21 protein-coding genes are annotated in these 19,929 nt (G+C 72.9%); 12 read left to right on the top strand and 9 right to left on the bottom strand.

All coding sequences use genetic code 11. From position 1 onward, the window contains the following. Window positions 1–4 precede the first annotated feature (4 nt). The 3 genes from IEX42_RS12185 to IEX42_RS12175 form a co-directional block, all read right to left on the bottom strand. Window positions 5–1,411 carry an ethanolamine ammonia-lyase subunit EutB gene (locus tag IEX42_RS12185; protein ID WP_188780005.1) on the bottom strand — a complete coding sequence of 469 codons (1,407 nt, stop codon included), beginning with the start codon at window positions 1,409–1,411 and terminating at the stop codon, window positions 5–7. Further along, the gene (gene eat, locus IEX42_RS12180) at window positions 1,408–2,847 is read right to left on the bottom strand and encodes an ethanolamine permease (RefSeq protein WP_188780004.1); all 1,440 of its coding nucleotides are present in this window, start codon (window positions 2,845–2,847) and stop codon (window positions 1,408–1,410) included. Before eat ends, IEX42_RS12185 begins: the two co-directional genes overlap by 4 nt. Before the next feature lie 408 nt (window positions 2,848–3,255). Next, window positions 3,256–3,978, bottom strand: a complete 723-nt coding sequence (locus tag IEX42_RS12175; protein ID WP_188780003.1) for an oxidoreductase — start codon at window positions 3,976–3,978, stop codon at window positions 3,256–3,258. 65 nt (window positions 3,979–4,043) lie between these two features. Between IEX42_RS12175 and IEX42_RS12170 the strand changes: the two genes are divergently transcribed. Continuing rightward, window positions 4,044–5,069, top strand: a complete 1,026-nt coding sequence (locus IEX42_RS12170) for a class I SAM-dependent methyltransferase (RefSeq protein WP_188780002.1) — start codon at window positions 4,044–4,046, stop codon at window positions 5,067–5,069. A gap of 10 nt (window positions 5,070–5,079) precedes the next feature. Here the strand turns inward: IEX42_RS12170 and IEX42_RS12165 are convergent, their stop codons facing one another. Next, complete coding sequence (locus tag IEX42_RS12165) at window positions 5,080–6,420, bottom strand: ferredoxin reductase family protein (RefSeq protein WP_188780001.1); 1,341 nt, start codon at window positions 6,418–6,420, stop codon at window positions 5,080–5,082. Window positions 6,421–6,500: 80 nt separating this feature from the next. Here IEX42_RS12165 and IEX42_RS12160 point away from each other — a divergent pair, with 80 nt between their 5' ends. From IEX42_RS12160 to IEX42_RS12145, 4 genes are all read left to right on the top strand, one after another. Then, entirely contained in the window at window positions 6,501–7,148 is a 648-nt protein-coding gene (locus tag IEX42_RS12160) for an acetate uptake transporter (RefSeq protein ID WP_229660822.1), read from the top strand. Window positions 7,149–7,266: 118 nt separating this feature from the next. Continuing rightward, window positions 7,267–9,264: an acetate--CoA ligase gene (gene acs / locus IEX42_RS12155; RefSeq protein ID WP_188780000.1), complete on the top strand. Its 1,998-nt coding sequence runs from the start codon at window positions 7,267–7,269 to the stop codon at window positions 9,262–9,264. 106 nt (window positions 9,265–9,370) lie between these two features. Continuing rightward, window positions 9,371–9,802: a phage holin family protein gene (locus tag IEX42_RS12150; protein ID WP_188779999.1), complete on the top strand. Its 432-nt coding sequence runs from the start codon at window positions 9,371–9,373 to the stop codon at window positions 9,800–9,802. Between the two features lie 179 nt (window positions 9,803–9,981). After that, a complete protein-coding gene (locus IEX42_RS12145; protein ID WP_188779998.1) occupies window positions 9,982–10,713 on the top strand; it encodes a type IV toxin-antitoxin system AbiEi family antitoxin in 732 nt (243 codons plus the stop codon). A gap of 256 nt (window positions 10,714–10,969) precedes the next feature. Here the strand turns inward: IEX42_RS12145 and IEX42_RS12140 are convergent, their stop codons facing one another. Next, window positions 10,970–11,647: a Crp/Fnr family transcriptional regulator gene (locus IEX42_RS12140; RefSeq protein ID WP_188779997.1), complete on the bottom strand. Its 678-nt coding sequence runs from the start codon at window positions 11,645–11,647 to the stop codon at window positions 10,970–10,972. A gap of 92 nt (window positions 11,648–11,739) precedes the next feature. Here IEX42_RS12140 and nth point away from each other — a divergent pair, with 92 nt between their 5' ends. From nth to IEX42_RS12120, 4 genes are read left to right on the top strand one after another with little or no spacing between them, the layout of a single operon-like run. Continuing rightward, window positions 11,740–12,456 carry an endonuclease III gene (nth, locus tag IEX42_RS12135; protein ID WP_229660821.1) on the top strand — a complete coding sequence of 239 codons (717 nt, stop codon included), beginning with the start codon at window positions 11,740–11,742 and terminating at the stop codon, window positions 12,454–12,456. Then, window positions 12,453–12,953 (top strand): TlpA family protein disulfide reductase, encoded by a 501-nt coding sequence (locus IEX42_RS12130; RefSeq protein WP_188779996.1) that lies wholly within the window; start codon window positions 12,453–12,455, stop codon window positions 12,951–12,953. Before nth ends, IEX42_RS12130 begins: the two co-directional genes overlap by 4 nt. After that, window positions 12,950–13,657 carry an NUDIX hydrolase gene (locus tag IEX42_RS12125; protein WP_188779995.1) on the top strand — a complete coding sequence of 236 codons (708 nt, stop codon included), beginning with the start codon at window positions 12,950–12,952 and terminating at the stop codon, window positions 13,655–13,657. Before IEX42_RS12130 ends, IEX42_RS12125 begins: the two co-directional genes overlap by 4 nt. Further along, window positions 13,654–14,826: a MarP family serine protease gene (locus IEX42_RS12120; protein WP_188779994.1), complete on the top strand. Its 1,173-nt coding sequence runs from the start codon at window positions 13,654–13,656 to the stop codon at window positions 14,824–14,826. Before IEX42_RS12125 ends, IEX42_RS12120 begins: the two co-directional genes overlap by 4 nt. Before the next feature lie 119 nt (window positions 14,827–14,945). Here IEX42_RS12120 and IEX42_RS12115 read toward each other — a convergent pair whose 3' ends face one another. Genes IEX42_RS12115 through IEX42_RS12100 form a run of 4 tightly spaced genes read right to left on the bottom strand, consistent with a single transcriptional unit; the run spans window position 14,946 to window position 17,215 of the window. Further along, window positions 14,946–15,758, bottom strand: a complete 813-nt coding sequence (locus IEX42_RS12115; RefSeq protein ID WP_188779993.1) for an MBL fold metallo-hydrolase — start codon at window positions 15,756–15,758, stop codon at window positions 14,946–14,948. Continuing rightward, a complete protein-coding gene (locus tag IEX42_RS12110) occupies window positions 15,751–16,605 on the bottom strand; it encodes an NUDIX hydrolase (RefSeq protein WP_188779992.1) in 855 nt (284 codons plus the stop codon). The genes IEX42_RS12115 and IEX42_RS12110 overlap by 8 nt, the downstream gene beginning before the upstream one ends. Continuing rightward, entirely contained in the window at window positions 16,602–17,066 is a 465-nt protein-coding gene (locus IEX42_RS12105) for a RidA family protein (RefSeq protein ID WP_188781103.1), read from the bottom strand. Before IEX42_RS12105 ends, IEX42_RS12110 begins: the two co-directional genes overlap by 4 nt. Further along, window positions 17,063–17,215: a hypothetical protein gene (locus IEX42_RS12100; protein ID WP_188779991.1), complete on the bottom strand. Its 153-nt coding sequence runs from the start codon at window positions 17,213–17,215 to the stop codon at window positions 17,063–17,065. Before IEX42_RS12100 ends, IEX42_RS12105 begins: the two co-directional genes overlap by 4 nt. Before the next feature lie 57 nt (window positions 17,216–17,272). On the opposite strand from IEX42_RS12100, the gene IEX42_RS12095 reads away from it, so the two are divergent. From IEX42_RS12095 to IEX42_RS12085, 3 genes are read left to right on the top strand one after another with little or no spacing between them, the layout of a single operon-like run. Beyond that, window positions 17,273–18,022, top strand: a complete 750-nt coding sequence (locus tag IEX42_RS12095) for an alpha/beta hydrolase (protein WP_188779990.1) — start codon at window positions 17,273–17,275, stop codon at window positions 18,020–18,022. A gap of 36 nt (window positions 18,023–18,058) precedes the next feature. Next, window positions 18,059–19,246, top strand: coding sequence for a sensor histidine kinase (locus IEX42_RS12090; protein ID WP_188779989.1), 1,188 nt, complete (start codon window positions 18,059–18,061; stop codon window positions 19,244–19,246). Beyond that, complete coding sequence (locus tag IEX42_RS12085; RefSeq protein ID WP_188779988.1) at window positions 19,243–19,899, top strand: response regulator; 657 nt, start codon at window positions 19,243–19,245, stop codon at window positions 19,897–19,899. The genes IEX42_RS12090 and IEX42_RS12085 overlap by 4 nt, the downstream gene beginning before the upstream one ends. Window positions 19,900–19,929 lie beyond the last annotated feature (30 nt).

Raw genomic sequence — 19,929 nt, 5'->3', positions numbered from 1 at the left:
GCGCTCACGGTGCTGCCATGAGGGCCAGCTGCGTTCCGCCAGGGTCGAGCGGGTGGATCCGTCCCTGCTCGTCGGCCATCCCCTGTCGCGCGAGCCAGGACTCGAACTCCGGGGCGGCGCGCAGCCCCAGCACCTGGCGGGCGTACAGCGCGTCGTGGAAGGACAGGCTCTGGTAGCCGAGCATCACGTCGTCGGCGCCGGGGACCGCGATCACGAAGGCCGCCCCGGCCACCCCGAGGAGGGTGAGCAGGGTGTCCATGTCGTCCTGGTCGGCCTCGGCGTGGTTGGTGTAGCAGACGTCGACGCCCATCGGAAGGCCCAGGAGCTTGCCGCAGAAGTGGTCCTCCAGCCCGGCGCGCACGATCTGCTTGCCGTCGTAGAGGTACTCCGGGCCGATGAACCCGACCACCGTGTTGACCAGCAGCGGGCTCAGCTCGCGGGCCACGGCGTACGCCCGTGCCTCCAGGGTCTGCTGGTCGACCGGACGGCCGCCGACCCCGAGGTGCGCGCCTGCCGAGAGCGCGGAGCCCTGACCGGTCTCGAGGTACATCACGTCGTTCCCGACCGTCCCTCGCCCCAGCGATCGCCCGGCCTCGTTGCCCTCGCGCAGCACCGCGAGGTCGACGCCGAAACTGTTGTTGGCGGCCTCCGTGCCGGCCACGGACTGGAAGACCAGGTCGACCGGCGCCCCGCGCCCGATCAGGTCGATGGTCGTGGTCACGTGGGACAGCACGCAGGACTGCACCGGGATGTCGAAGCGCTGCCGCACGTCGTCGAGCAGGTGCAGCAGGTCCGCGGTCGCCTCCGGCGAGTCGGTCGCCGGGTTCACGCCGATGACCGCGTCACCACAGCCCATCAGCAGGCCGTCGAGGGTCGCCGCGGCGATCCCCCGCGGGTCGTCGGTGGGGTGGTTGGGCTGGAGGCGCGTGGCCAGCCGGCCCGGGAGCCCGATCGTCGTGCGGAACGCGGAGGTGACCTGGAGCGCCGACGCCGCGAGGACGAGGTCCTGGTTGCGCATCAGCTTCGAGGTGGCGGCCACCATCTCCGGGGTCAGACCGGGCGCGAGCGCGCCGAGCGTGGTGGCGGCGTCCGGCCGGACCGCGGTCTCGAGCAGCCAGTCGCGGAAGCCGCCGACGGTGAGGTGCGCGATCGGCGCGAAGGCGGTCCGGTCGTGCCCGTCGAGGATCAGCCGGGTGACCTCGTCCTCCTCGTAGCCGACGACCGGCTCGGTGAGGAACCGCTCCAGCGGTACGTCGGCCAGAGCCCACGCGGCCGCCGCCCGCTCGGCGTCGGAGTCCGCGGCGCAGCCGGCCAGCTCGTCGCCGGAGCGGCGCGGCGTGGCCTTGGCGAGCAGGTCGACCAACCCGTCGAAGGCGTACGTCGTACCCTCCAGGCCGTGGGTGTACCTCACCGCACCTCCTCGTCGGCGGCCGCCAGCGCCGCGAACTCCTCGTCCGGAGAGCCTGCCACCAGGTGGTGGCGGCTGTGCAGGCCGAAGTACGCCATGAACGCAGCGAAGACGACCAGGCAGCTCAGTGCCGCCACCGTGTCGACGAGGAACGTCGCCACGACCGCGACCGCCGCGACGACCAGCGCGAAGCCGGTCGTCATCACGCCCCCGGGCGTGCGGTAGGGCCGCGGCATCGACGGCTCACGCACCCGCAGCACGACGTGGCTGACCATCATCAGGACGTAGCTGAGCGCGGCGCCGAAGACGGCCATGTTCAGCAGCAGGTCGCCCTGGCCGGTCAGCGAGAGCGCGAACCCGATGACGCCGGGCACCACCAGCGCGAGCGTCGGCGCCTTGCGGGCGTTGGTCACCGACAGTCGCGTCGGCAGGTAACCGGCTCGAGAGAGCGCGAACAGCTGGCGGGAGTAGGCGTAGATGATGGAGAAGAAGCTCGCCACCAGACCCGCGAGCCCGATGTAGTTGACCACCGTGGCCGCCGTCCCGCCCCCGAGCGCCTCGACCAGCGGGTTGCCCGACTCCGACACGCTCGCGGCACCGCCGGCGCCGGTGGTCAGCACCAGCACCACCACGCACGAGACCACGAGGACGCCGATGGCCGCGATGATGCCGCGCGGCACGTTGCGGGCGGGGTCCGCGGTCTCCTCGGCGGCCAGCGGGACCCCCTCGACGGCGAGGAAGAACCAGATCGCGAACGGGATCGCCGACCAGATCCCCAGGTAGCCGAACGGCAGCAGTTCCGAGGCGCCCGCAGCGTCCGTCGGCGCGATGTCGGTGAGGTTGGCCGGGTCGAACTGGCCCGCCGCGGCCACCGCGAACACCACCAGACCGACCAGCGCGACCGCCGTGATCACGAACATCACCTTGAGCGCCTCACCGACGCCGGCGAGGTGGACACCGATGAAGACGACGTACGCCGCCAGGTAGACCCACCACCCGTCGGTGATCCCGAACAGGCCGAGCGACTCGACGTACGCGCCGATGAAGGTGGCGATCGCGGCCGGCGCGACGGCGTACTCGATGAGGATCGCGGTGCCCGTCGCGAAGCCGCCCCACGGCCCGAGCGCCCGCCGCGCGAAGGTGTAGCCGCCGCCCGCTGCCGGCAGCGCCGAGGACAGCTCGGCCATCCCGAGCACGAGAGCCGTGTACATGGCCGCGATCACGACGACCGCGATGGCCAGCCCGCCGAACCCGCCCTCGGCGAGACCGAAGTTCCAGCCCGAGTAGTCCCCGGAGACGACGTAGGAGACGCCGAGGCCTGCCAGCAGCAGCCACCCGGCCGAGCCCTTCTTGAGCTGTCGCTGCTCGAGGTAGGCCGCGTCGCCCGGCGGCGCGGTGGCTGAGGTACGGGTGGCCTCGGAGCGGTCATCGACGGTCATGGCGGGTCCCCTCGGGTGGTGTCGGGTCCGCGCAGGCTAGGCCCGCCGTGTTGCGCGCGCGTGACGGCTGAGCGGGCCGGTCGAGACCAGCACGACCTACCCGCCGGTAGGGCTACCGCCGGTCGAGACGGCGGCGTACAAAGGAGGGCATTGCACCACCCCCACAACTCCACAGCGTCGTACGAGCCGGGTACCCACGCGGCGACCCACCCTTCCGACCAGGGCGCGTGCACGCGGGCACGTCGTCGGACCTCCCGCGGCCGCAGTTGAGAGAGCACGCCTGGTAGCCCTTCTCTCGTACGCCGAGAACGGCACCGGAACCGCGCGCAGCGGACCCGGTGCCGTTCGTCCGTCCGCGTGCGGCGCCATGGTCTTCGCACCCGTCGAAGAGTCGAGACCCCGCCGGCCTCAGCGCACCAGCGGGCTGGAGTCGGCGCCGCGGGACTGCGCCTCGGCGGCGTACAGCAGCCAGGCGTGCAGGCCGTTCGGCGTCCCCGAGGCGTACGCGCGCAGGTTGGACTCGTACTCCGCGCGCAGCGCGAGGTGCCCGGCCTCGGGGACGACCAGCGACGCCGGGTCGACACCGCGGGCGACGAGCACCAGGCGCTCGACGGCACGCGCGACCAGGTCGTCGTACGATCCGAACGGCCGCACCGTGGCGACCTCGGCGTGGGCGAGCGCGGCGACGAGGAGCGCCGGCGCCGAGGTCTGCGCCGCCAGGGTCCGCGCGAGGTCGCGCATCCGGCCGGCCGCCTCCCCGGAGACCGGACGGCCACCCGTACCGCTGCCGGAGGCGAGCACGTGCAGCCGCGAGAGCACCTGCAGCGGCGCGGAGGACATGGTGGGCACCAGGGACAGCAGCTCGGTGGAGACGCGGACGGCGGCCGCGGCCGCCTCGTCGCCCTCACCGTCGCCCACCTCGACGCTGGACGAGGTCGACCCGGCGAGGACCGCGGACGCGTACGCCCCGCGCAGCAGCGACTCGGCCGTCTGGTCGGGGCGGGTACGACGCAGCCCGCGGTCGCGGAGCAGCGCGTCGATGCCGTCGCGCGTCGCCGCGAAGCCCGAGGGGACACCCTCGAGATCCAGCAGCCAGGACAGCGGGTCCGGCGCGCGCTCAGGGTCCGCCACGGGGTGAAAACTATCGGGTACGTTCGCGGCTACGCACACCCGGACCGTCCCGTGAGGAACCATCTGTGACCGGCGAGAGCCTCAGCTTCGGCGGCGTGGCCGACCGCTACGACCGGGCCCGGCCCGGCTACCCGGTCGAGGCCGCGCGCTGGCTCACCGGCGACGCACCCGCCCGGGTCCTCGAGCTCGGCGCCGGCACGGGGAAGCTGACCCGGACGCTGGTCGAGCTCGGCCACAACGTGATGGCCTCCGACCCCGACGAGCGGATGCTCGCGGTCCTCGAGCAGCGTGCGCCCGGCGCCCACGTGCGCACCCACGGCGCCGAGGACGTCCCGCTGCCCGACGCGATCGCCGACGTCGTGATCAGCGCCCAGGCCTGGCACTGGTTCGACCACGAGCGCGCCATCCCGGAGATCGCCCGGGTCCTCAAGCCCGGTGGCGTGCTCGCACTGGTCTGGAACGAGCGCGACGAGACCGTCCCCTGGGTCGCCCGGCTGGGCCGGCTGATGGGCAGCAACGACAACCAGGACGACCAGGTCGCCGCGCTGCGCGACCAGCCGGAGTTCCCCGAGATCGAGGAGGCGACCTTCCGGCACTGGCAGCACCTGGACCGCAAGGCCGTGCTCGACCTCGCCGCGTCACGCTCCTACGTCGCCTCGATGGGCGAGGAGGAGCGGGAGGAGACGCTGGCCAGGGTCTCCGCGCTGTACGACGACTACGGCCGCGGGCCCGACGGCATGAAGCTGCCGTACGTCACCCGGTGCTTCCGCGCGAGCGTCCACCACCGCCAGGTCTCGGTGCCCGGGCGCTCCTTCGCCACCGACGACCTCGGCGAGGAGACCACCGACCCGGCGTTCTCCCCCGGCCCGCTGCGCAACGAGCCGGAGGCCGCACCGGCTCCTGCTCCTCCGCGCCCTCCGGACGCCGGTCCCGTCGCGCCCGCACCGATGCCCCGGCCCCTGGACGGGTCGGACGGCTCGGCCGGACGAGGTGTCGCGTCCCCTGGCCACCTCGCACCGCCCCCCTCGGGCCCGACCTGGCGAGCCGGCACGTTCCCCGACGAGGCGACGCTGCTCATCGACTTCCGCTGAGCGTCCGGCCTCACCAGCCGAACCGCTCCTCGCGGACGTCTCGTCGTCGTACCCCGCAGGCGCGCAGCACCCACCGCACCTGCTCGCTCCACTCCTCCGGCCCGCAGACCCGGACGTCGCAGTCGGCGACGTCGGGGACGAGCCGCTGCAGGACGTCCTCGTCCGATCCCTCGGTGCCGACGGGGAGCCACGACCACTCCTCGCGCCGCGGGCCGACCAGCCGCACCACCTCGATCCCGCGCCGGGCCGCCAGCCGGTCGATCTCGTCGGCGAGCACCGCCTCGCCGTGCACCCGGTGCAGCAGCGTCACCTCGCCCGGGCGCAGCGGCAGCTCCTCGAGCACCGCCCGGTAGGGCGTCACGCCGATCCCGGCCGCGACCAGGAGCAGCCGGTCGTGGTGGCGTGCCCCGACGCCGACCGGCCCGTACGGCCCCTCCACCGACACCCTCGTGCCCGGCGCGAGCGCGGCCAGCCGCAGACCGTCGTCGCCGTCGGTCGCGGCGGTGATCCGCAGCGCCTCGGCACTCGGCGCGGCCGACAGCGAGTACGGGTGGGCCTGGGTCCAGCGTCCGAGCCGCCAGGTCAGGAACTGTCCCGCGCGGGCACCGAGCCGCTCGAGGTCGCGCCCGCCCACGGTGATGCTGACCGCGCCGGCCGCCTCCGGCTCGGTCGCCAGCACCCGCAGCGCGTGCCGCCGGGAGCGGAGCACCGGCACCAGCACGCGGAACCACAGCACCGCGGCGAGCGTGAGGACGTACAGGCCCCACCAGAACGCCGCGACCACCCCCACGCCGAGGTCCGCGGCGACGAGGACGTGCGGGAGGACCAGGCCCGTGCCGACGTACGCCCACAGGTGGACCAGGTGCCACAGCTCGTAGCGCAGCACCCGGCGCACCCGACACCACGAGGTCAGCGCCACCAGGACCACGAGCGCGGTGCCGATGCTGGCCAGCAGCATGTGCCGGTCGGTGACGAAGAGCCGCAGCAGCGCCTCGCCGCCGCTCACCGGACCGCCACGGGTCGCGCGCGAGAGCGCGAAGAGGCCGACGTGGCCGAGCATCAGCGCGAGCGAGGCGATCCCCAGCCAGCGGTGGAGTCGTACGACGACGTGCCTGCCCCAGGTGCGCTCGAGCCAGGGCAGCCGCGCGAGGAGCAGCACCATGAGCAGCAGCAGGTCCAGCGAGAGCAGCCCGAGGAAGTTCGCGTCGTTCTCGGAGAGCGTGCCGAGGCCGGCCACCGTGGCGAGCAGGCCCTGCGTGCGGCTCCACACCCACACGCAGAAGCCGAGCGACACCGCGCCGAGCGCGACCGTGAGCGCGGTGAGGACCGCATCACCCCGGTGTCCGCGCACGACCCCACTGTGCCCGCCGCAGGTCGTCCGTGGACGGGAGTAACGTCCGTCACACCACTCTCGGCCCCTAGGAGGACCCCGTGTCCCGCGCGAAACGATCCATGCCGCCCGGCCCGTCGAGCCCGCAGGCTCCCTCCGAGTCGGCGCCCACCGGCTTCGGCAGCCACATCGCCAACCCCGCACCCCTCGGCCTCGGTGCCTTCGCGATGACCACGATGGTGCTCAGCTTCGTCAACGCCGGCCTGGTGCCCGAGACCGTCGAGCCGGTCGTCTTCGGCCTCGCGCTGGCGTACGGCGGCGGTGCGCAGCTGCTCGCCGGGATGTGGGAGTTCGCCAAGGGCAACGTCTTCGGCGCGACCGCGTTCTCCTCCTTCGGCGCGTTCTGGCTGTCCTTCTGGTGGCTGACCGCGCACCTGGAGGGCTACGGCATCCCCGAGGGCGACATCGGCAAGGGGCTCGGCCTCTACCTGATCGTCTGGGGCGTCTTCACCGCGTACATGACGGTCGCGGCCACGAAGGAGAGCGTCGCCGTGCTGACGGTCTTCGAGCTGCTGACGGTGACCTTCCTGCTGCTCGGCATCGGCAACATGGCCGGCGTCGAGGGACTGGTCAAGGCCGGCGGGTACGTCGGCATCCTCACCGCCCTGGCCGCCTGGTACGCCTCCTTCGGCGGCGTCACGGCGTACACCCACGGCCGGTCGCTGGTGCCGATGGGAGAGCGGTCCTAGACCGGCCCGACGGGCGCGTGCTCCTGCCCTGCCGGGCAGGTCACGCGACGGTCCGGCCCGGCTAGCCTGACCAGCACCCGGCGATGAACGGCCTTCCACCCCATCGATGGAGATGAGCATGAACGACAAGTCCGAGACCCTGGCCAGCCTCAGCCACGAGGAGCGGCGCTACGCCCCGCAGGAGGACCTGGTCGCGCAGGCGAACGTCACCCAGCAGACGTACGACGACGCCGCCGCCGACCGGCTCGGCTTCTGGGAGAAGGCCGCCGAGCGGCTGGAGTGGGGCCAGCGGTGGGACCGGGTCCTCGACTGGGACGACCCGCCGTTCGCCAAGTGGTTCGTCGGCGGCACGCTGAACGCCTCGTACAACTGCGTCGACCGGCACGTCGAGGCCGGCAACGGCGACCGGGTGGCGATCCACTGGATCGGCGAGCCGGAGGACGACACCCGCGACATCACCTACGCCCAGCTGAAGGACGAGGTCAGCCAGGCGGCCAACGCGCTGAGCGACATGGGCGTCGGCACGGGCGACCGGGTGGCGATCTACATGCCGATGATCCCCGAGACCGCGATCGCGATGCTCGCCTGTGCGCGCCTCGGTGCCATCCACACCGTCGTCTTCGGCGGCTTCTCCTCCGACGCCCTGGCCAGCCGGGTGCTGGACTGCGAGGCGAAGGTGATCGTCACCTCCGACGGCGGCTACCGCCGCGGCGCACCCTCCGGCCTCAAGCCCGCCGTCGACGAGGCCGTCGCGAAGGTCGCGCAGGAGGACGCCGACCTCGTGACCAACGTGCTCGTCGTGCAGCGCACCGGTCAGGACGTGGAGTGGAACGACTCCCTCGACGTCTGGTGGCACGACGCCGTCGGCGGCGCCTCGACCGAGCACACCCCGGAGCAGTTCGACGCCGAGCACCCGCTGTTCGTCATGTACACCTCGGGCACGACCGGCAAGCCGAAGGGCATCCTGCACACCACCGGCGGCTACCTCGTGCAGACCTCGTACACGCACTGGGCGACGTTCGACCTCAAGCCCGAGACCGACGTCTTCTGGACCGCGGCCGACATCGGCTGGATCACCGGCCACAGCTACATCGTCTACGGCCCGCTCGCCAACGGGACGACCAGCGTGATGTACGAGGGCACGCCCGACACCCCGCACAAGGGTCGCTGGTGGGAGATCGTGCAGAAGTACGGCGTCACCATCCTCTACTGCGCGCCCACGGCGATCCGTACCTTCATGAAGTGGGGCTCGGAGATCCCCGAGGAGTACGACCTGTCCACCCTGCGGGTGCTGGGCTCGGTCGGCGAGCCGATCAACCCCGAGGCGTACGTCTGGTACCGCGACACCATCGGCGCCGGCAAGGCCCCGGTGATGGACACCTGGTGGCAGACGGAGACCGGCGGTCACATGATCACCCCGCTGCCCGGCGTCACCCACGGCAAGCCCGGCTCGGCGATGACCGCGTTCCCCGGGATCTCCGCCGAGGTGGTCGACGACGAGGGCACGCCGGTCGGCGACGGTGAGGGCGGGCTGCTGGTCATCACCGAGCCCTGGCCGGCGATGCTGCGCACCCTGTGGGGTGACGACGAGCGGTTCAAGGAGACCTACTGGTCGCGCTTCGCCGACCAGGGCTACTACTTCGCCGGCGACGGGGCTAAGAAGGACGAGGACGGCGACCTGTGGCTGCTGGGCCGCGTGGACGACGTCATGAACGTCTCCGGGCACCGGATGTCGACCACCGAGATCGAGTCCGCGCTGGTCTCGCACCCGAAGGTCGCCGAGGCCGCGGTCGTCGGGGCCGCCGACGAGACCACCGGCCAGGCGGTCTGCGCGTTCGTGATCCTGCGGGAGTCGGCCCTCCAGGGCGGCGAGGAGGCCTCTGACGACCTCATCCAGGAGCTCCGGATGCACGTCCAGAAGGAGATCGGAGCGATCGCCAAGCCGCGCCAGATCATGGTCGTCCCCGAGCTGCCCAAGACCCGCTCGGGCAAAATCATGCGGCGTCTGCTCAAGGACGTCGCAGAGAACCGCGAGGTCGGCGACGTCACCACGCTGGCCGACTCGACGGTGATGGACCTGATCAAGGACGGCTCCTCCTCGGGCGGCGAGGACTGATCCGCCGCGACCGCACCCCGGCCCGTCGCACGTCGGGCAGGGGTGCGGTCGTGCACGTCCCCGCCCGTTTCGCCTAGGCTCAGGCGTACCACCGCGAGAGGAACCCATGGCGCAGCTCGACAAGTCGGCCCCTGCCACACCGTCCGTGAACGACCCGGCCGACGACCCCACCATCGGCAAGCTCGCCGTCGACGTCAGCCGGAACGTCTCGCTGCTGGTCCGCAAGGAGATCGAGCTCGCCAAGTCCGAGCTGAAGTTCTCGGTGCGCGTCGGCGTGATGGGCGTCGTGCTCTTCGCGGCCGCTGCGTTCATCGGCGTGCTGGCGATCATCATGCTCTCGGTCGCGATCGCGTACCTGATCCACCTGACCGGGCTGAACCTCGCCTGGTGCTACCTGATCGTGTTCGCGTTCTACCTCCTGGTCGCCGGACTGCTCGGGTTCCTCGGCTACCGCAGCATCAACAAGGCCGGCCCGCCCAAGCGGGCCATCGCCGAGGCGAAGAAGACCCAGGCCGTGCTCAAGGACCGCAAGGGCTGACCCACACCGTCGAGTGGTGCATTCCACCGGGTCGAGTGGTGCCCCCTCCTGGGTCGAGTGGTGCGTTCTGCCGTTTAGCCGGGTACGCCGAACGTCCACAGGCCGATCGGCCGGCGTAGTCGTCCACAGGCCCGTACGCGGACCAGCGGCGTGTGCCGCTCGTGTCGCACCGTGCTGCCATGACGAGCGTCATCGAGCTCCCGACCACTCCGTTCACCCGAGCCGACCTCGAGCAGATCGGGGTGACCCCGTGGGCCCTCGAGTGCGCGCTCGACGCACGGCTCGTCCGGCGGGTGGTGCGCGGCGTCTACGTCCGCTGCGACCAGCCCGACACCATCGAGACGCGCTGCCGGGCGGTGAGCCGGGTGATCCGGTCGGGCTCGGTCGTGCGGGACCGTACGGCGGCCTGGCTGCACGGCGTCGACGCGCTCGACCACCACGAGAAGGAGGTCCTGCCCGAGATCGAGACCTCGGTGCCGCGCTTCGTGACACCCACTCGGCGCGCCGACCACGCCGGGTGCACCCGCGACCTCCGCGTACGAGACGTGGTGGTGCTGCACGGCCTGCGGGTCACGACCGCGATGCGGACGGCCCTGGACCTGGGCTGCTCGATGCGCGCTCGCTCGGCCCTCGCGGTGATCGACGCGATCCTGCGGCTGCACGGCCTCGACGTCGAGCAGCTGACGCGGGAGTCGGCCCGGTTCCGGCGACGCCGCGGGGTCGTGCAGCTGCGGCGGTTGCTGTCGATGGCCGACGCTCGCTCGGAGTCCTTCGGCGAGTCCTGGGTCCGCTACGAGCTGCTCGAGGCCGGGCTGCCGGTGCCGGAGCTGCAGTGGTGGGTCGATGTGGACGGCGTGCCGACGTACCGGCTGGACCTGGCGTTCCCGCTGCACAAGGTCGCCGTCGAGTAAGACGGCCAGGAGTTCCACACCGCGCCGGAGGACCGTGCCGACGACGCGGAGCGGCGCGCGTGGCTCACCGAGCACGGATGGATCGTCATCGTCGTCACCGGCGACCGGCTCGATCAGCGATCGGTCGCGCTGTGGACCGACGAGGTCCGACAGGGCCTGCGCAGCCGGACGTACCGGTAGAACCCACCACTCGAGCCCGCAGAACCAGCAGCTCGACCCGGTAGGGGGCACCACTCAACGTGGCAGGTGCAACGGCTCAGCGCGAGCGGCGGCGCATCCGCTCGATGTCCATGATCACCACGGAACGCGGCTCCAGGCGGAGCCAGCCGCGCGAGGCGAAGTCGGCCAGCGCCTTGTTCACCGTCTCGCGGGAGGCGCCGACGAGCTGGGCGAGCTCCTCCTGGGTGAGGTCGTGGTGGACGTGCACGCCGTCGTCGGCGGTACGCCCGAAGCGGTCGGCGAGGTCCAGCAGGGCCTTGGCGACCCGGCCGGGGACGTCGGAGAAGACGAGGTCGGCGGCGACGTCGTTGGCGCGGCGCAGTCTGCTGGCGAGCTGGAGCAGCAGGCCTCGGCTGACGTCCGGACGGCCCTCGAGCCACTTCAGCAGGTCCTCGTGGGCCAACGAGAGGAACGAGGTGTCGGTGACGGCCGAGACCGTGGCCGAGCGCGGACCGGGGTCGAAGAGCGACAGCTCGCCGAACATCTGGCCCGGCCCGAGGATCGCGAGGAGGTTCTCGCGGCCGTCGGAGGAGGTACGACCGAGCTTCACCTTGCCCTCGACGACGATGTAGAGCTTGTCGCCGCTGTCGCCTTCGTGGAAGAGCGTGTCGCCGCGACGCAGCGTGGCCTCTCCCATCGAGGCACGCAGGGCGTCGGCAGCCTCGTCGTCCAGCGAGCTGAACAGAGTGCCCTGGCGCAGGACGTCGTTCTCCACCGTTAATCTCCTCGTTCGGTCGGTGCTACGCGTCACATTCTGTCCCAGCAGCGCGATCGGCGCCACGCGACCCGCCACGTAGGCTCTCCTCCGTGCCTGCTGCTTCCCCCGGACCGCGGCCCGACACGGCCTTGGTGCGACGGGCCCGCAAGGTCGATCGGGTGCTTGCCGAAACGTACCCCGACGCCCACGCGGAGCTGGACTTCGACGACCCGTTCCAGCTGCTCTGCGTGACGGTCCTGTCCGCCCAGACCACCGACGTACGCGTCAACAAGGCCAGCCCGGCGCTGTTCGCGGCGTACCCCGACGCGAAGTCGATGGCGGGCGCGGACCGGGCACACCTCGAGCAGCTGGTCGGCCCGCTCGGCTTCTTCCGGGCGAAGACCGAGTCGCTGCTGAAGCTCTCGGCCGCCCTCGTCGAGCGGTACGACGGACAGGTCCCGCCTCGGCTGGAGGACCTCGTGACCCTTCCCGGCGTCGGCCGCAAGACCGCGAACGTCGTCCTCGGCAACGCCTTCGACGTCCCCGGCATCACCGTCGACACCCACTTCGGCCGCCTGGCGCGCCGGCTGGGCTGGACCGACGAGACCGACCCGGTCAAGGTCGAGCACGCGGTCGGTGCGCTGTTCCCCCGCAAGGACTGGACGATGCTCTCCCACCACCTGATCTGGCACGGTCGCCGCCGCTGCCACGCCAAGAAGCCGGCCTGCGGGGCGTGCCCCGTCGCGCGCTGGTGCCCGTCGTACGGCGAGGGTCCGACCGACCCCGAGGTCGCCGCCGCGCTCGTCCGCACGTCTGGTCCCGCATGAGGCGGGCCACCGCCGCGCTTCTCGCGCTGGTGCTCGCGACCGCCCTTGCCGCGTGCGGGAGCACGGCGCCGAAGCCCGAGTCCACGCGCCTGCCGAGCGCGACCCTGCAGCCCCTCGGCCCCGGGGGGCAGGCCGTGCGGACCGGCGACCTGCGCGGGCCGATGGTGATCAACCTGTGGGCCCAGTGGTGCGGACCGTGCAAGGACGAGCTGCCGAAGTACGAGGCGTTCCACCGGGCCCACCCGCAGCTCCCGGTGCTCGGTGTCGACTGGTTCGACCCGCAGCCGGCGCGGGCCCGCGCCCTCGCCGAGAAGGTGGGTCTGACCTATCCCTTGGTGACCGACCCCGACCGACACCTCGGCGGCCCGCGGCCGGCTCTGCCGCAGCTGTTCCTCATCGACGCGAAGGGCCGCATCGCCTACAGCGCGTACGTCGAGATCAAGAGTGTCTCCCAGCTCGAGGACCTCGTCCGTACCCACCTCGAGGTCGATCTGTGACCACCGACGTCGAGCAGCTGCCGGCGTGGCTGCGACCCGTCGCCGAGGGCGCACGGACGATCCGTGCCGAGGACCTCACGCGCTTCGTGCCGCCGGAGGGGTCCGACGCGCGGCAGGGTGCGGTCCTCATGCTGTTCGGCGACGTGGGAGGCGCCCGCGGCCCCGAGCTCGTCCTGACCGAGCGCAACCACGACATGCGCAGCCACCCCGGCCAGATCTCCTTCCCGGGCGGTTCGCTGGAGCCGGGCGAGTCGCCCGCCGAGGCGGCGCTGCGGGAGGCGTACGAGGAGGTCGCGCTCGACCCGGACGGCGTCGACGTGTTCGCGACGCTGCCGCAGCTCTGGCTGCCGCCGAGCAACTTCGCGGTGACGCCCGTCCTCGCCTGGTGGCGCGACCCGACGCCGCTCGCGATCGGGTCCCCCGACGAGGTGGAAGCGGTCCTCCGCGTACCGATCGCCGACCTGCTGGACCCCGAGCGACGGGTGACGGTCACGCACCCGACCGGCTACCGCAGCCCGGGATTCCTCGTCGGCCCGACTCGGCTCGTGCTGTGGGGCTTCACGGCCGGCATCATCACCCGACTCTTCGACCACCTCGGGTGGACGCAGCCCTGGGACGAGTCGCGCGAGCAGGAGCTGCCCGACTACATGCTGCAGGGGCGGGTGCCCCGGGCGCCGGACCGCTCCCGGGGAGGCCGCGGGTGAACCTCCTCGACTGGGCGCTGGTCGTCCTCCTCCTCGCGTACGCCGTGTCCGGCTACTGGCAGGGGTTCATCTCCGGCGCCTTCGCGACCGTCGGTCTGGTGCTCGGCGGGCTGCTCGGCATCTGGATCTCGCCGCACCTTCTCGGCGGGCTGGACCCGTCGGTGGGCGTGTCTTTGCTCGCGGTCTTCGTGGTGCTGATCTGCGCGTCGATCGGCCAGGCGTCGCTGCAGTACTTCGGCGGCAACGTCCGCGACGCGATCACCTGGCAGCCGGCCCGCTCGGTGGACGCCGTCGGCGGCGCCGCGCTGAGCGTCGTCGCGGTGCTCGTGGTGACCTGGATGCTGGGTGTCGCGGTCAGCGGCTCCAACATTCCCGGCGTCGCCAACCTCGTACGCAACTCGGCGGTGCTCAGCGAGGTCGACGGCGTGATGCCGGCCTCGGCGCAGGGGGCGCTGCGGTCGTTCAACAACGTCGTGGGCGACAGCTTCTTCCCCAGCTACCTCGAGCCGTTCGCCCGCGAGCGCATCGTCGAGGTCGGGCCGGCCGGCCGCCGGGTGCTGCGCGACCCCGACATCCAGCGGGCGCAGAAGAGCGTGTTCAAGATCCGCGGCAACAACAAGTGCGGTCAGGGCGTCGAAGGCAGCGGCTTCCTCTACAACCCCGAGCGGGTGATGACCAACGCGCACGTCGTCGCCGGCGTCTCCGACCCGCGCGTGGTCGTGGACGGGGAGCTGCGACGCGCCGAGGTCGTCTACTACGACTCCGACTCCGACGTCGCGGTCCTCGAGGTCCCCAGCCTGCAGGGACCGTTCCTCCGGTTCTCGCAGGCGGGCAAGCGGGACCAGGTCGGCGCCGCGCTCGGCTACCCCGAGGACGGCCCGTACGACGCCCAGCCCGCCCGTATCCGCGCCGAGCAGCGTCTGCGCTCACCCGACATCTACGGCGACTCGACCGTCACCCGGCAGGTCTTCTCGGTGCGTGGGGTCATCCGGCCCGGCAACTCCGGCGGCCCCCTGGTCTCGACCGCGGGCCGGGTCCTGGGCGTGGTGTTCGCCGCGTCGGTCAGCGACGACGACACCGGGTACGCCCTCACCGCCGGCCAGGTGCGTACGGCCGCCGCCCAGGGGATCAGCAGCGACGACGAGGTCAGCACCGGCGACTGCGCGTAGCCCCTGCCCGTCGAGTGGTGCCTCGTACCGGCTCGAGTGGTGCATTCCGCGGGCCGGCCCCGCAGTGGGCACCACTCGACCCGGGAGTAAGCACCACTCGACCCGGTGGGGGGCACCACTCAACGGTGCAGGTACGCCAGCTGGGCGCGGACGCTGAGCTCGGCGGCGCCCCAGAGGACGGGGTCGACGTCGGCGTACACGATCTCGACGACGCTACGTGGCAGGGCGTCCTCGTCGGGCGGGGAGTCGGAGCGCTCGAGCGTGGCGACCGCGTCGCGGACCTGGTCCAGCCGCTCGCGGCGGTGGGCGAGGTAGAAGTCCAGCGCGCCGAGGGCGTCGTCGATGACCGGGCCGTGACCCGGCCAGATCGACTCGATGCCGTGCTCGGTGGCGAGGTCGCGCAGCCGGTCGAGGGAGTCGAGGTACGCACCGAGCTGCCCGTCGGGGTGCGCGACGACCGTCGTACCCCGTCCGAGCACGGTGTCGCCGGTGAGCACGGCCGACTCCTGCGGCAGCCAGAAGGACAGCGAGTCCGCCGTGTGACCGGGCGTCGCGACGACGTGCACCTCGGTGCCGCCGACGGCGACGACGTCGCCCTCGCCGAGGCCCTCGCCGCCCAGCCGGTACGCCGGGTCCAGGGCGCGGACGCCGCACCCGACCCGCTCGGCGAAGTCGCGCGCGGCCTCGGAGTGGTCGAGGTGGTGGTGGGTGAGCAGCACGACCTCGACGTCGCCGCCCGCCTCGGCCACCGCGTCGAGGTGGGACTGCACGGGCGGGCCCGGGTCGATGACGATCGACCGCTCGGACCCGGGCTCGCGCAGCACCCAGGTGTTGGTGCCGTCGAGAGTCATCTGGTCGGCGTTGGGTGCGAGCACGCACAGCCCGCGGTCCCCGAACGCGCCACCGGACCAGCCGGACGGCCCCTCAACCATCGAGGGCCTCGAGCAGCGGGCGCACCTCGGGCGGTACGGACAGCACCGGCCCCTCCCCCTCGTCGGTCAGCTCCGGGGTGAACATCGCGACCCGGCGGCCCGCCGCGTCGGCGAGCACGTCGGCGACGCTCGCGAGCTGGACCACCTCCAGCGCGTTGAGGTACGTCGGCGGCATCATCGCGATCTCCCGCGCGTCGGCCTGAGCCAGCGCGTCGGCGACCGGGAGCCAGACCACCTCGTCGGACTCGGTCGACACGTCGCGCGTGCGCTGCCCCTCGGGCAGCGAGGCGACGAAGAACCACGTCCGGTAGCGGCGCGGCTCGAAGACCGGTGTCGTCCACGCGGTCCAGGCGCCGAGCAGGTCGGTACGCAGCACCAGCCCGCGCCGCGCGAGGAAGTCGGTGAAGGCGAGCTCCTTGCCCTCCAGCGCCGACCGGTCGGCCTCCCAGTCCTCGCCCGTCGTGTCCGCGACCACCTCGTCGGCGTTCGGGCCGGCGAGCAGCACGCCCGACTCCTCGAACGTCTCCCGCACCGCCGCGCAGACCAGCGCCGCCGCCTGCCTCGCCTCGACGCCGAGCCGCTCGGACCACTCCTCGCGCGACGGGCCCACCCAGGACACCTCCGCGTCGACGTCGCGCGGGTCGACGCCGCCGCCGGGGTAGACGTACATCCCGGCGGCGAACGCCATCGAGGTCTGCCGGCGCAGGAGGTACGCCTCGGGCGACGACGCGCCGTCGCGCAGCAGGATCACCGTGGCGGCGTCGCGCGGGACGGCCGGCTCGGCGTCGCCGGAGGTGAAGGCGTGGTACTGCTCGACCAGCGTCTCGGGCAGGTGCACCCGCCTCACGCGAGCGACACCGTCAGCTCGACCTCGACCGGCGCGTCCAGCGGCAGCACCGGCACGCCGACGGCCGAGCGGGCGTGCACGCCGGCCTCCCCGAAGACCTCGCCGAGCAGCTCGGAGACGCCGTTGGCGACCTGGGGCTGGGCGGTGAAGTCGGACGTCGAGGCGACGAAGGCGACCACCTTGACGACCCGGGTCACCGCCGAGAGCTCGCCGACCTCGGCCCGGATCGCGGCCAGCGCGTTCAGCGCGCACTGCCGGGCGCACTCGACCGCGGTCTCCAGCGACACCTCTCCCCCGACCTTGCCGGTCGCGAGCAGGGACCCCTCGCGCATCGGCAGCTGCCCGGAGGTGAGGACGTGGTCGCCGTCGCGCACGGCGGGGACGTACGCCGCGACCGGCGCCGCCACCTGCGGGACGCTCAGGCCCAGCTCCGCGAGGCGCTCCTCGGGAGTCACGCTCAGTCCTTCGGCTTCTTGAGGAACGCGATCAGGCCACCCTGCTCGTTCTTCTCGATGTGCACGAGCTCGAAGCCCATGTCCCCGAAGTTGTTGAGCATCATCGTCTCGTTGTGGAGCGGAATCGGCGCCACCTGGTACTCCCACTTGGTCATGCCCGCACCCTAGGCCGACACCCGGACCTGACGCCGGGCAGTGCGAAGGTGGTGTGCGTGACCACCGCCGACGCCGTCCTCCGCTACGCCGACCGTCCCACCGCCACCATCGACGTGTTCCTGCCCGACGGCCCGGCGCGCGGGGTCGTCCTCCTGCTCCACGGCGGCTTCTGGCGGCAGGTGTACGACGTGACCGGCACGCTGCCGCTGGGGGCGGCGCTGGCGCGCGAGGGGTACGTCGCCGCCCTGCCGGAGTACCGCAGGGTCCCCGGACCCGGCGACGACCTCGGCGACGAGGCCGGCGGCTGGCCGACCACCTGCGAGGACGTCGAGGCGGCGTACGACGCCCTCCCGGCGCTGCTCGCCACGCTCGGCGTCGAGAGCGGCCCCGCCCACCTGGTCGGGCACTCGGCCGGGGGCCACCTCGCACTCTGGCTGGCGGGCCGCGGCAAGCCCGCCGCCGGCGTCGTCGCGCTCGCGCCGGTCGCCGACCTGGTCGACGCGGTGGCGACCCGCATGGGCGCCGGTGCGGCGATCGACTTCCTGGGTGGGACCGACGTGCCTCGCGACGCCGACCCCGCGCAGCTGCTGGAGGCGAGGCCGACGTACCCCGTCACGGTGCTGCACGGCACCGCCGACGCACCGGTGCCGCTGGCCAACGCCCAGGGGCTCGTCGCCCGGCACCCGTGGATCGACCTGCGCGAGCTGGACGGCATCGACCACATGTCGCTGATCGACCCGGACGCGCCCCCGTACGCCGACCTGCTCGCCGCGCTGGCCGACCAGCAGGATCCGACCGTGGTCTGACGACGACGGTCCGCGGCCGCCTCTAGTCTCGGCGCCATGTCCGACCCGACCTTCGCCGAGGAGGCCCGAGGCCCGTGGGCCCGCCCGCGCGGGGTGGCGCTGGACGTCGGCATCGTGCTGGTCGGCCTCGTCGTGGTGGCGTTCTACTACCTCGGTCTCGCGCGCGGCGGCGCGTTCCAGCCGCTGCCGGCCCTGCTCGCCGCGCTGCAGGTCCTGCCGCTGGTCGGGCGCCGCGTACGCCCCGGCACCTGCCTGGCCGCGGTGACCGTCCTGAGCGTCCTCCAGGTGCTCCTCACCGACCAGCCGGGCTGGGGACAGCTGGCCGTCCCGGTGACGGTCTACTCCGTCGCCGCGTACGCCGACCGCACCCGACTGGTGGTCGCCCTCGTCGCCGGCCTGGCCGGGGCCGTCGTCGGTCCGGTGGACTGGCTGGCGCGAGGCGGTGACCTGGTTCCGGTCGTCGGCGGCGCCGTGTTCTGCGCCGTCGTCGTGGTGGCCTCGGCGGCGCTGGGCCTGCTGGGCCGCACCCGCCGGGCGTACGTCGACCAGCTGATCGACCGCGGTGTGCGCCTGGAGCGCGAGGCCGCCCAGCAGGCCGAGCTCGCCGCGTCCGACGAACGTGCGCGGATCGCGCGCGAGATGCACGACGTGGTGGCCCACGGCCTGTCGGTGATGGTCGTCCAGGCCGACGGGGCGCGCTACCAGCTCTCCCAGGACCCGGGGCGGGCCGCGCCGGCGCTGGAGACGATCGCGGCGACCGGTCGGGAGTCGCTGGCCGAGATGCGGCGGATGCTCGGGCTGCTGCGCTCGGAGGACCCGACCGGGACGAGGCCGCAGCCGGGCCTGGACGACCTCCGCTTCCTGCTCGCCCAGGACCCCGGACCGGGACTGACGCTGTCGGCGGACCTGCCCGAGGCGCTCCCCGAGGTCGGCCCCGGCGTCGGGCTCGCGGCGTACCGGATCGTCCAGGAGTCGCTGACCAACGTCCGCAAGCACGCCGGCACCGGTGTCCGCGTCGACGTCGCCGTCCGCGCCGCCGACGGGGTCCTGCACCTGCGCGTCCGCGACCACGGCGTCGGAGGCGAGCCGGCCCCCGGCGGCCACGGCCTGGTCGGCATGCGCGAGCGAGCCGCGGTCCACGGGGGTCGCGTCGAGGCCGGCCCGAGTCCGAGCGGAGGCTTCGAGGTCCGCGCGACGCTGCCCTACGGGGGTGGTCCGCGATGACGGCACGGGTCTTCCTCGTCGACGACCAGGAGCTGGTGCGGGCCGGCTTCCGGATGCTCGTCGACAGCCAGCCCGACCTCGAGGTCGTGGGCGAGGCCGGCGACGGCCAGGCGGCGCTGGACAGCGTCGCGGCGGCGCACGCCGACGTCGTGCTGATGGACGTACGCATGCCGCGGATGGACGGCGTCGAGGCGACCCGCCTGCTCGCCGGGCGCCCGGACGGGCCGCGAGTGCTGGTGCTGACCACCTTCGACCTCGACGAGTACGCGTTCGCCGCGATCCGGGCCGGCGCCTCCGGCTTCCTCCTCAAGGACACCCCACCCGCCGCCCTGCTCGACGCGATCCGCGCCGTGCAGGCGGGTGACTCGGTGGTGGCACCCTCGACGACCCGGCGGCTGCTGGAGCACTTCGCCGCGGCACCCGAGACCCCGAGCACCAGCTCCCTGGACCAGGCGGGTCTCACCGAGCGTGAGCGCGAGGTGCTGCTCCTCGTCGCCCGCGGACGCTCCAACACCGAGATCGCCGCCGACCTCGTCGTCGCCGAGGCGACGGTGAAGACCCACGTCGGACGCCTGCTGGCCAAGACCGGCTCCCGCGACCGGGTCCAGCTGGTCGTCCTGGCGTACGAGTCGGGGCTGGTCGGTCGCGGCTAGGGACGTCATACCCGGGTCGTACGACGGCCC

It is taken from the genome of Marmoricola endophyticus (assembly GCF_014644415.1).
In the GTDB taxonomy this organism is placed as follows: Bacteria; Actinomycetota; Actinomycetes; order Propionibacteriales; family Nocardioidaceae; genus Marmoricola; species Marmoricola endophyticus.
Note: the sequence above shows the minus strand (reverse complement) of the source record. Positions and strands in the feature narration are given on the sequence as shown.

What these genes read in the sequence shown, in the direction of transcription:
- eat (WP_188780004.1), bottom strand. Translation starts at nt 2,847, where the DNA reads ATGACCGTCGATGACCGCTCCGAGGCCACCCGTACCTCAGCCACCGCG.
- acs (WP_188780000.1), top strand. Translation starts at nt 7,267, where the DNA reads ATGAACGACAAGTCCGAGACCCTGGCCAGCCTCAGCCACGAGGAGCGG.
- IEX42_RS12150 (WP_188779999.1), top strand. Translation starts at nt 9,371, where the DNA reads ATGGCGCAGCTCGACAAGTCGGCCCCTGCCACACCGTCCGTGAACGAC.
- IEX42_RS12145 (WP_188779998.1), top strand. Translation starts at nt 9,982, where the DNA reads ATGACGAGCGTCATCGAGCTCCCGACCACTCCGTTCACCCGAGCCGAC.
- IEX42_RS12130 (WP_188779996.1), top strand. Translation starts at nt 12,453, where the DNA reads ATGAGGCGGGCCACCGCCGCGCTTCTCGCGCTGGTGCTCGCGACCGCC.
- IEX42_RS12115 (WP_188779993.1), bottom strand. Translation starts at nt 15,758, where the DNA reads ATGGTTGAGGGGCCGTCCGGCTGGTCCGGTGGCGCGTTCGGGGACCGC.
- IEX42_RS12100 (WP_188779991.1), bottom strand. Translation starts at nt 17,215, where the DNA reads ATGACCAAGTGGGAGTACCAGGTGGCGCCGATTCCGCTCCACAACGAG.
- IEX42_RS12090 (WP_188779989.1), top strand. Translation starts at nt 18,059, where the DNA reads ATGTCCGACCCGACCTTCGCCGAGGAGGCCCGAGGCCCGTGGGCCCGC.
- IEX42_RS12085 (WP_188779988.1), top strand. Translation starts at nt 19,243, where the DNA reads ATGACGGCACGGGTCTTCCTCGTCGACGACCAGGAGCTGGTGCGGGCC.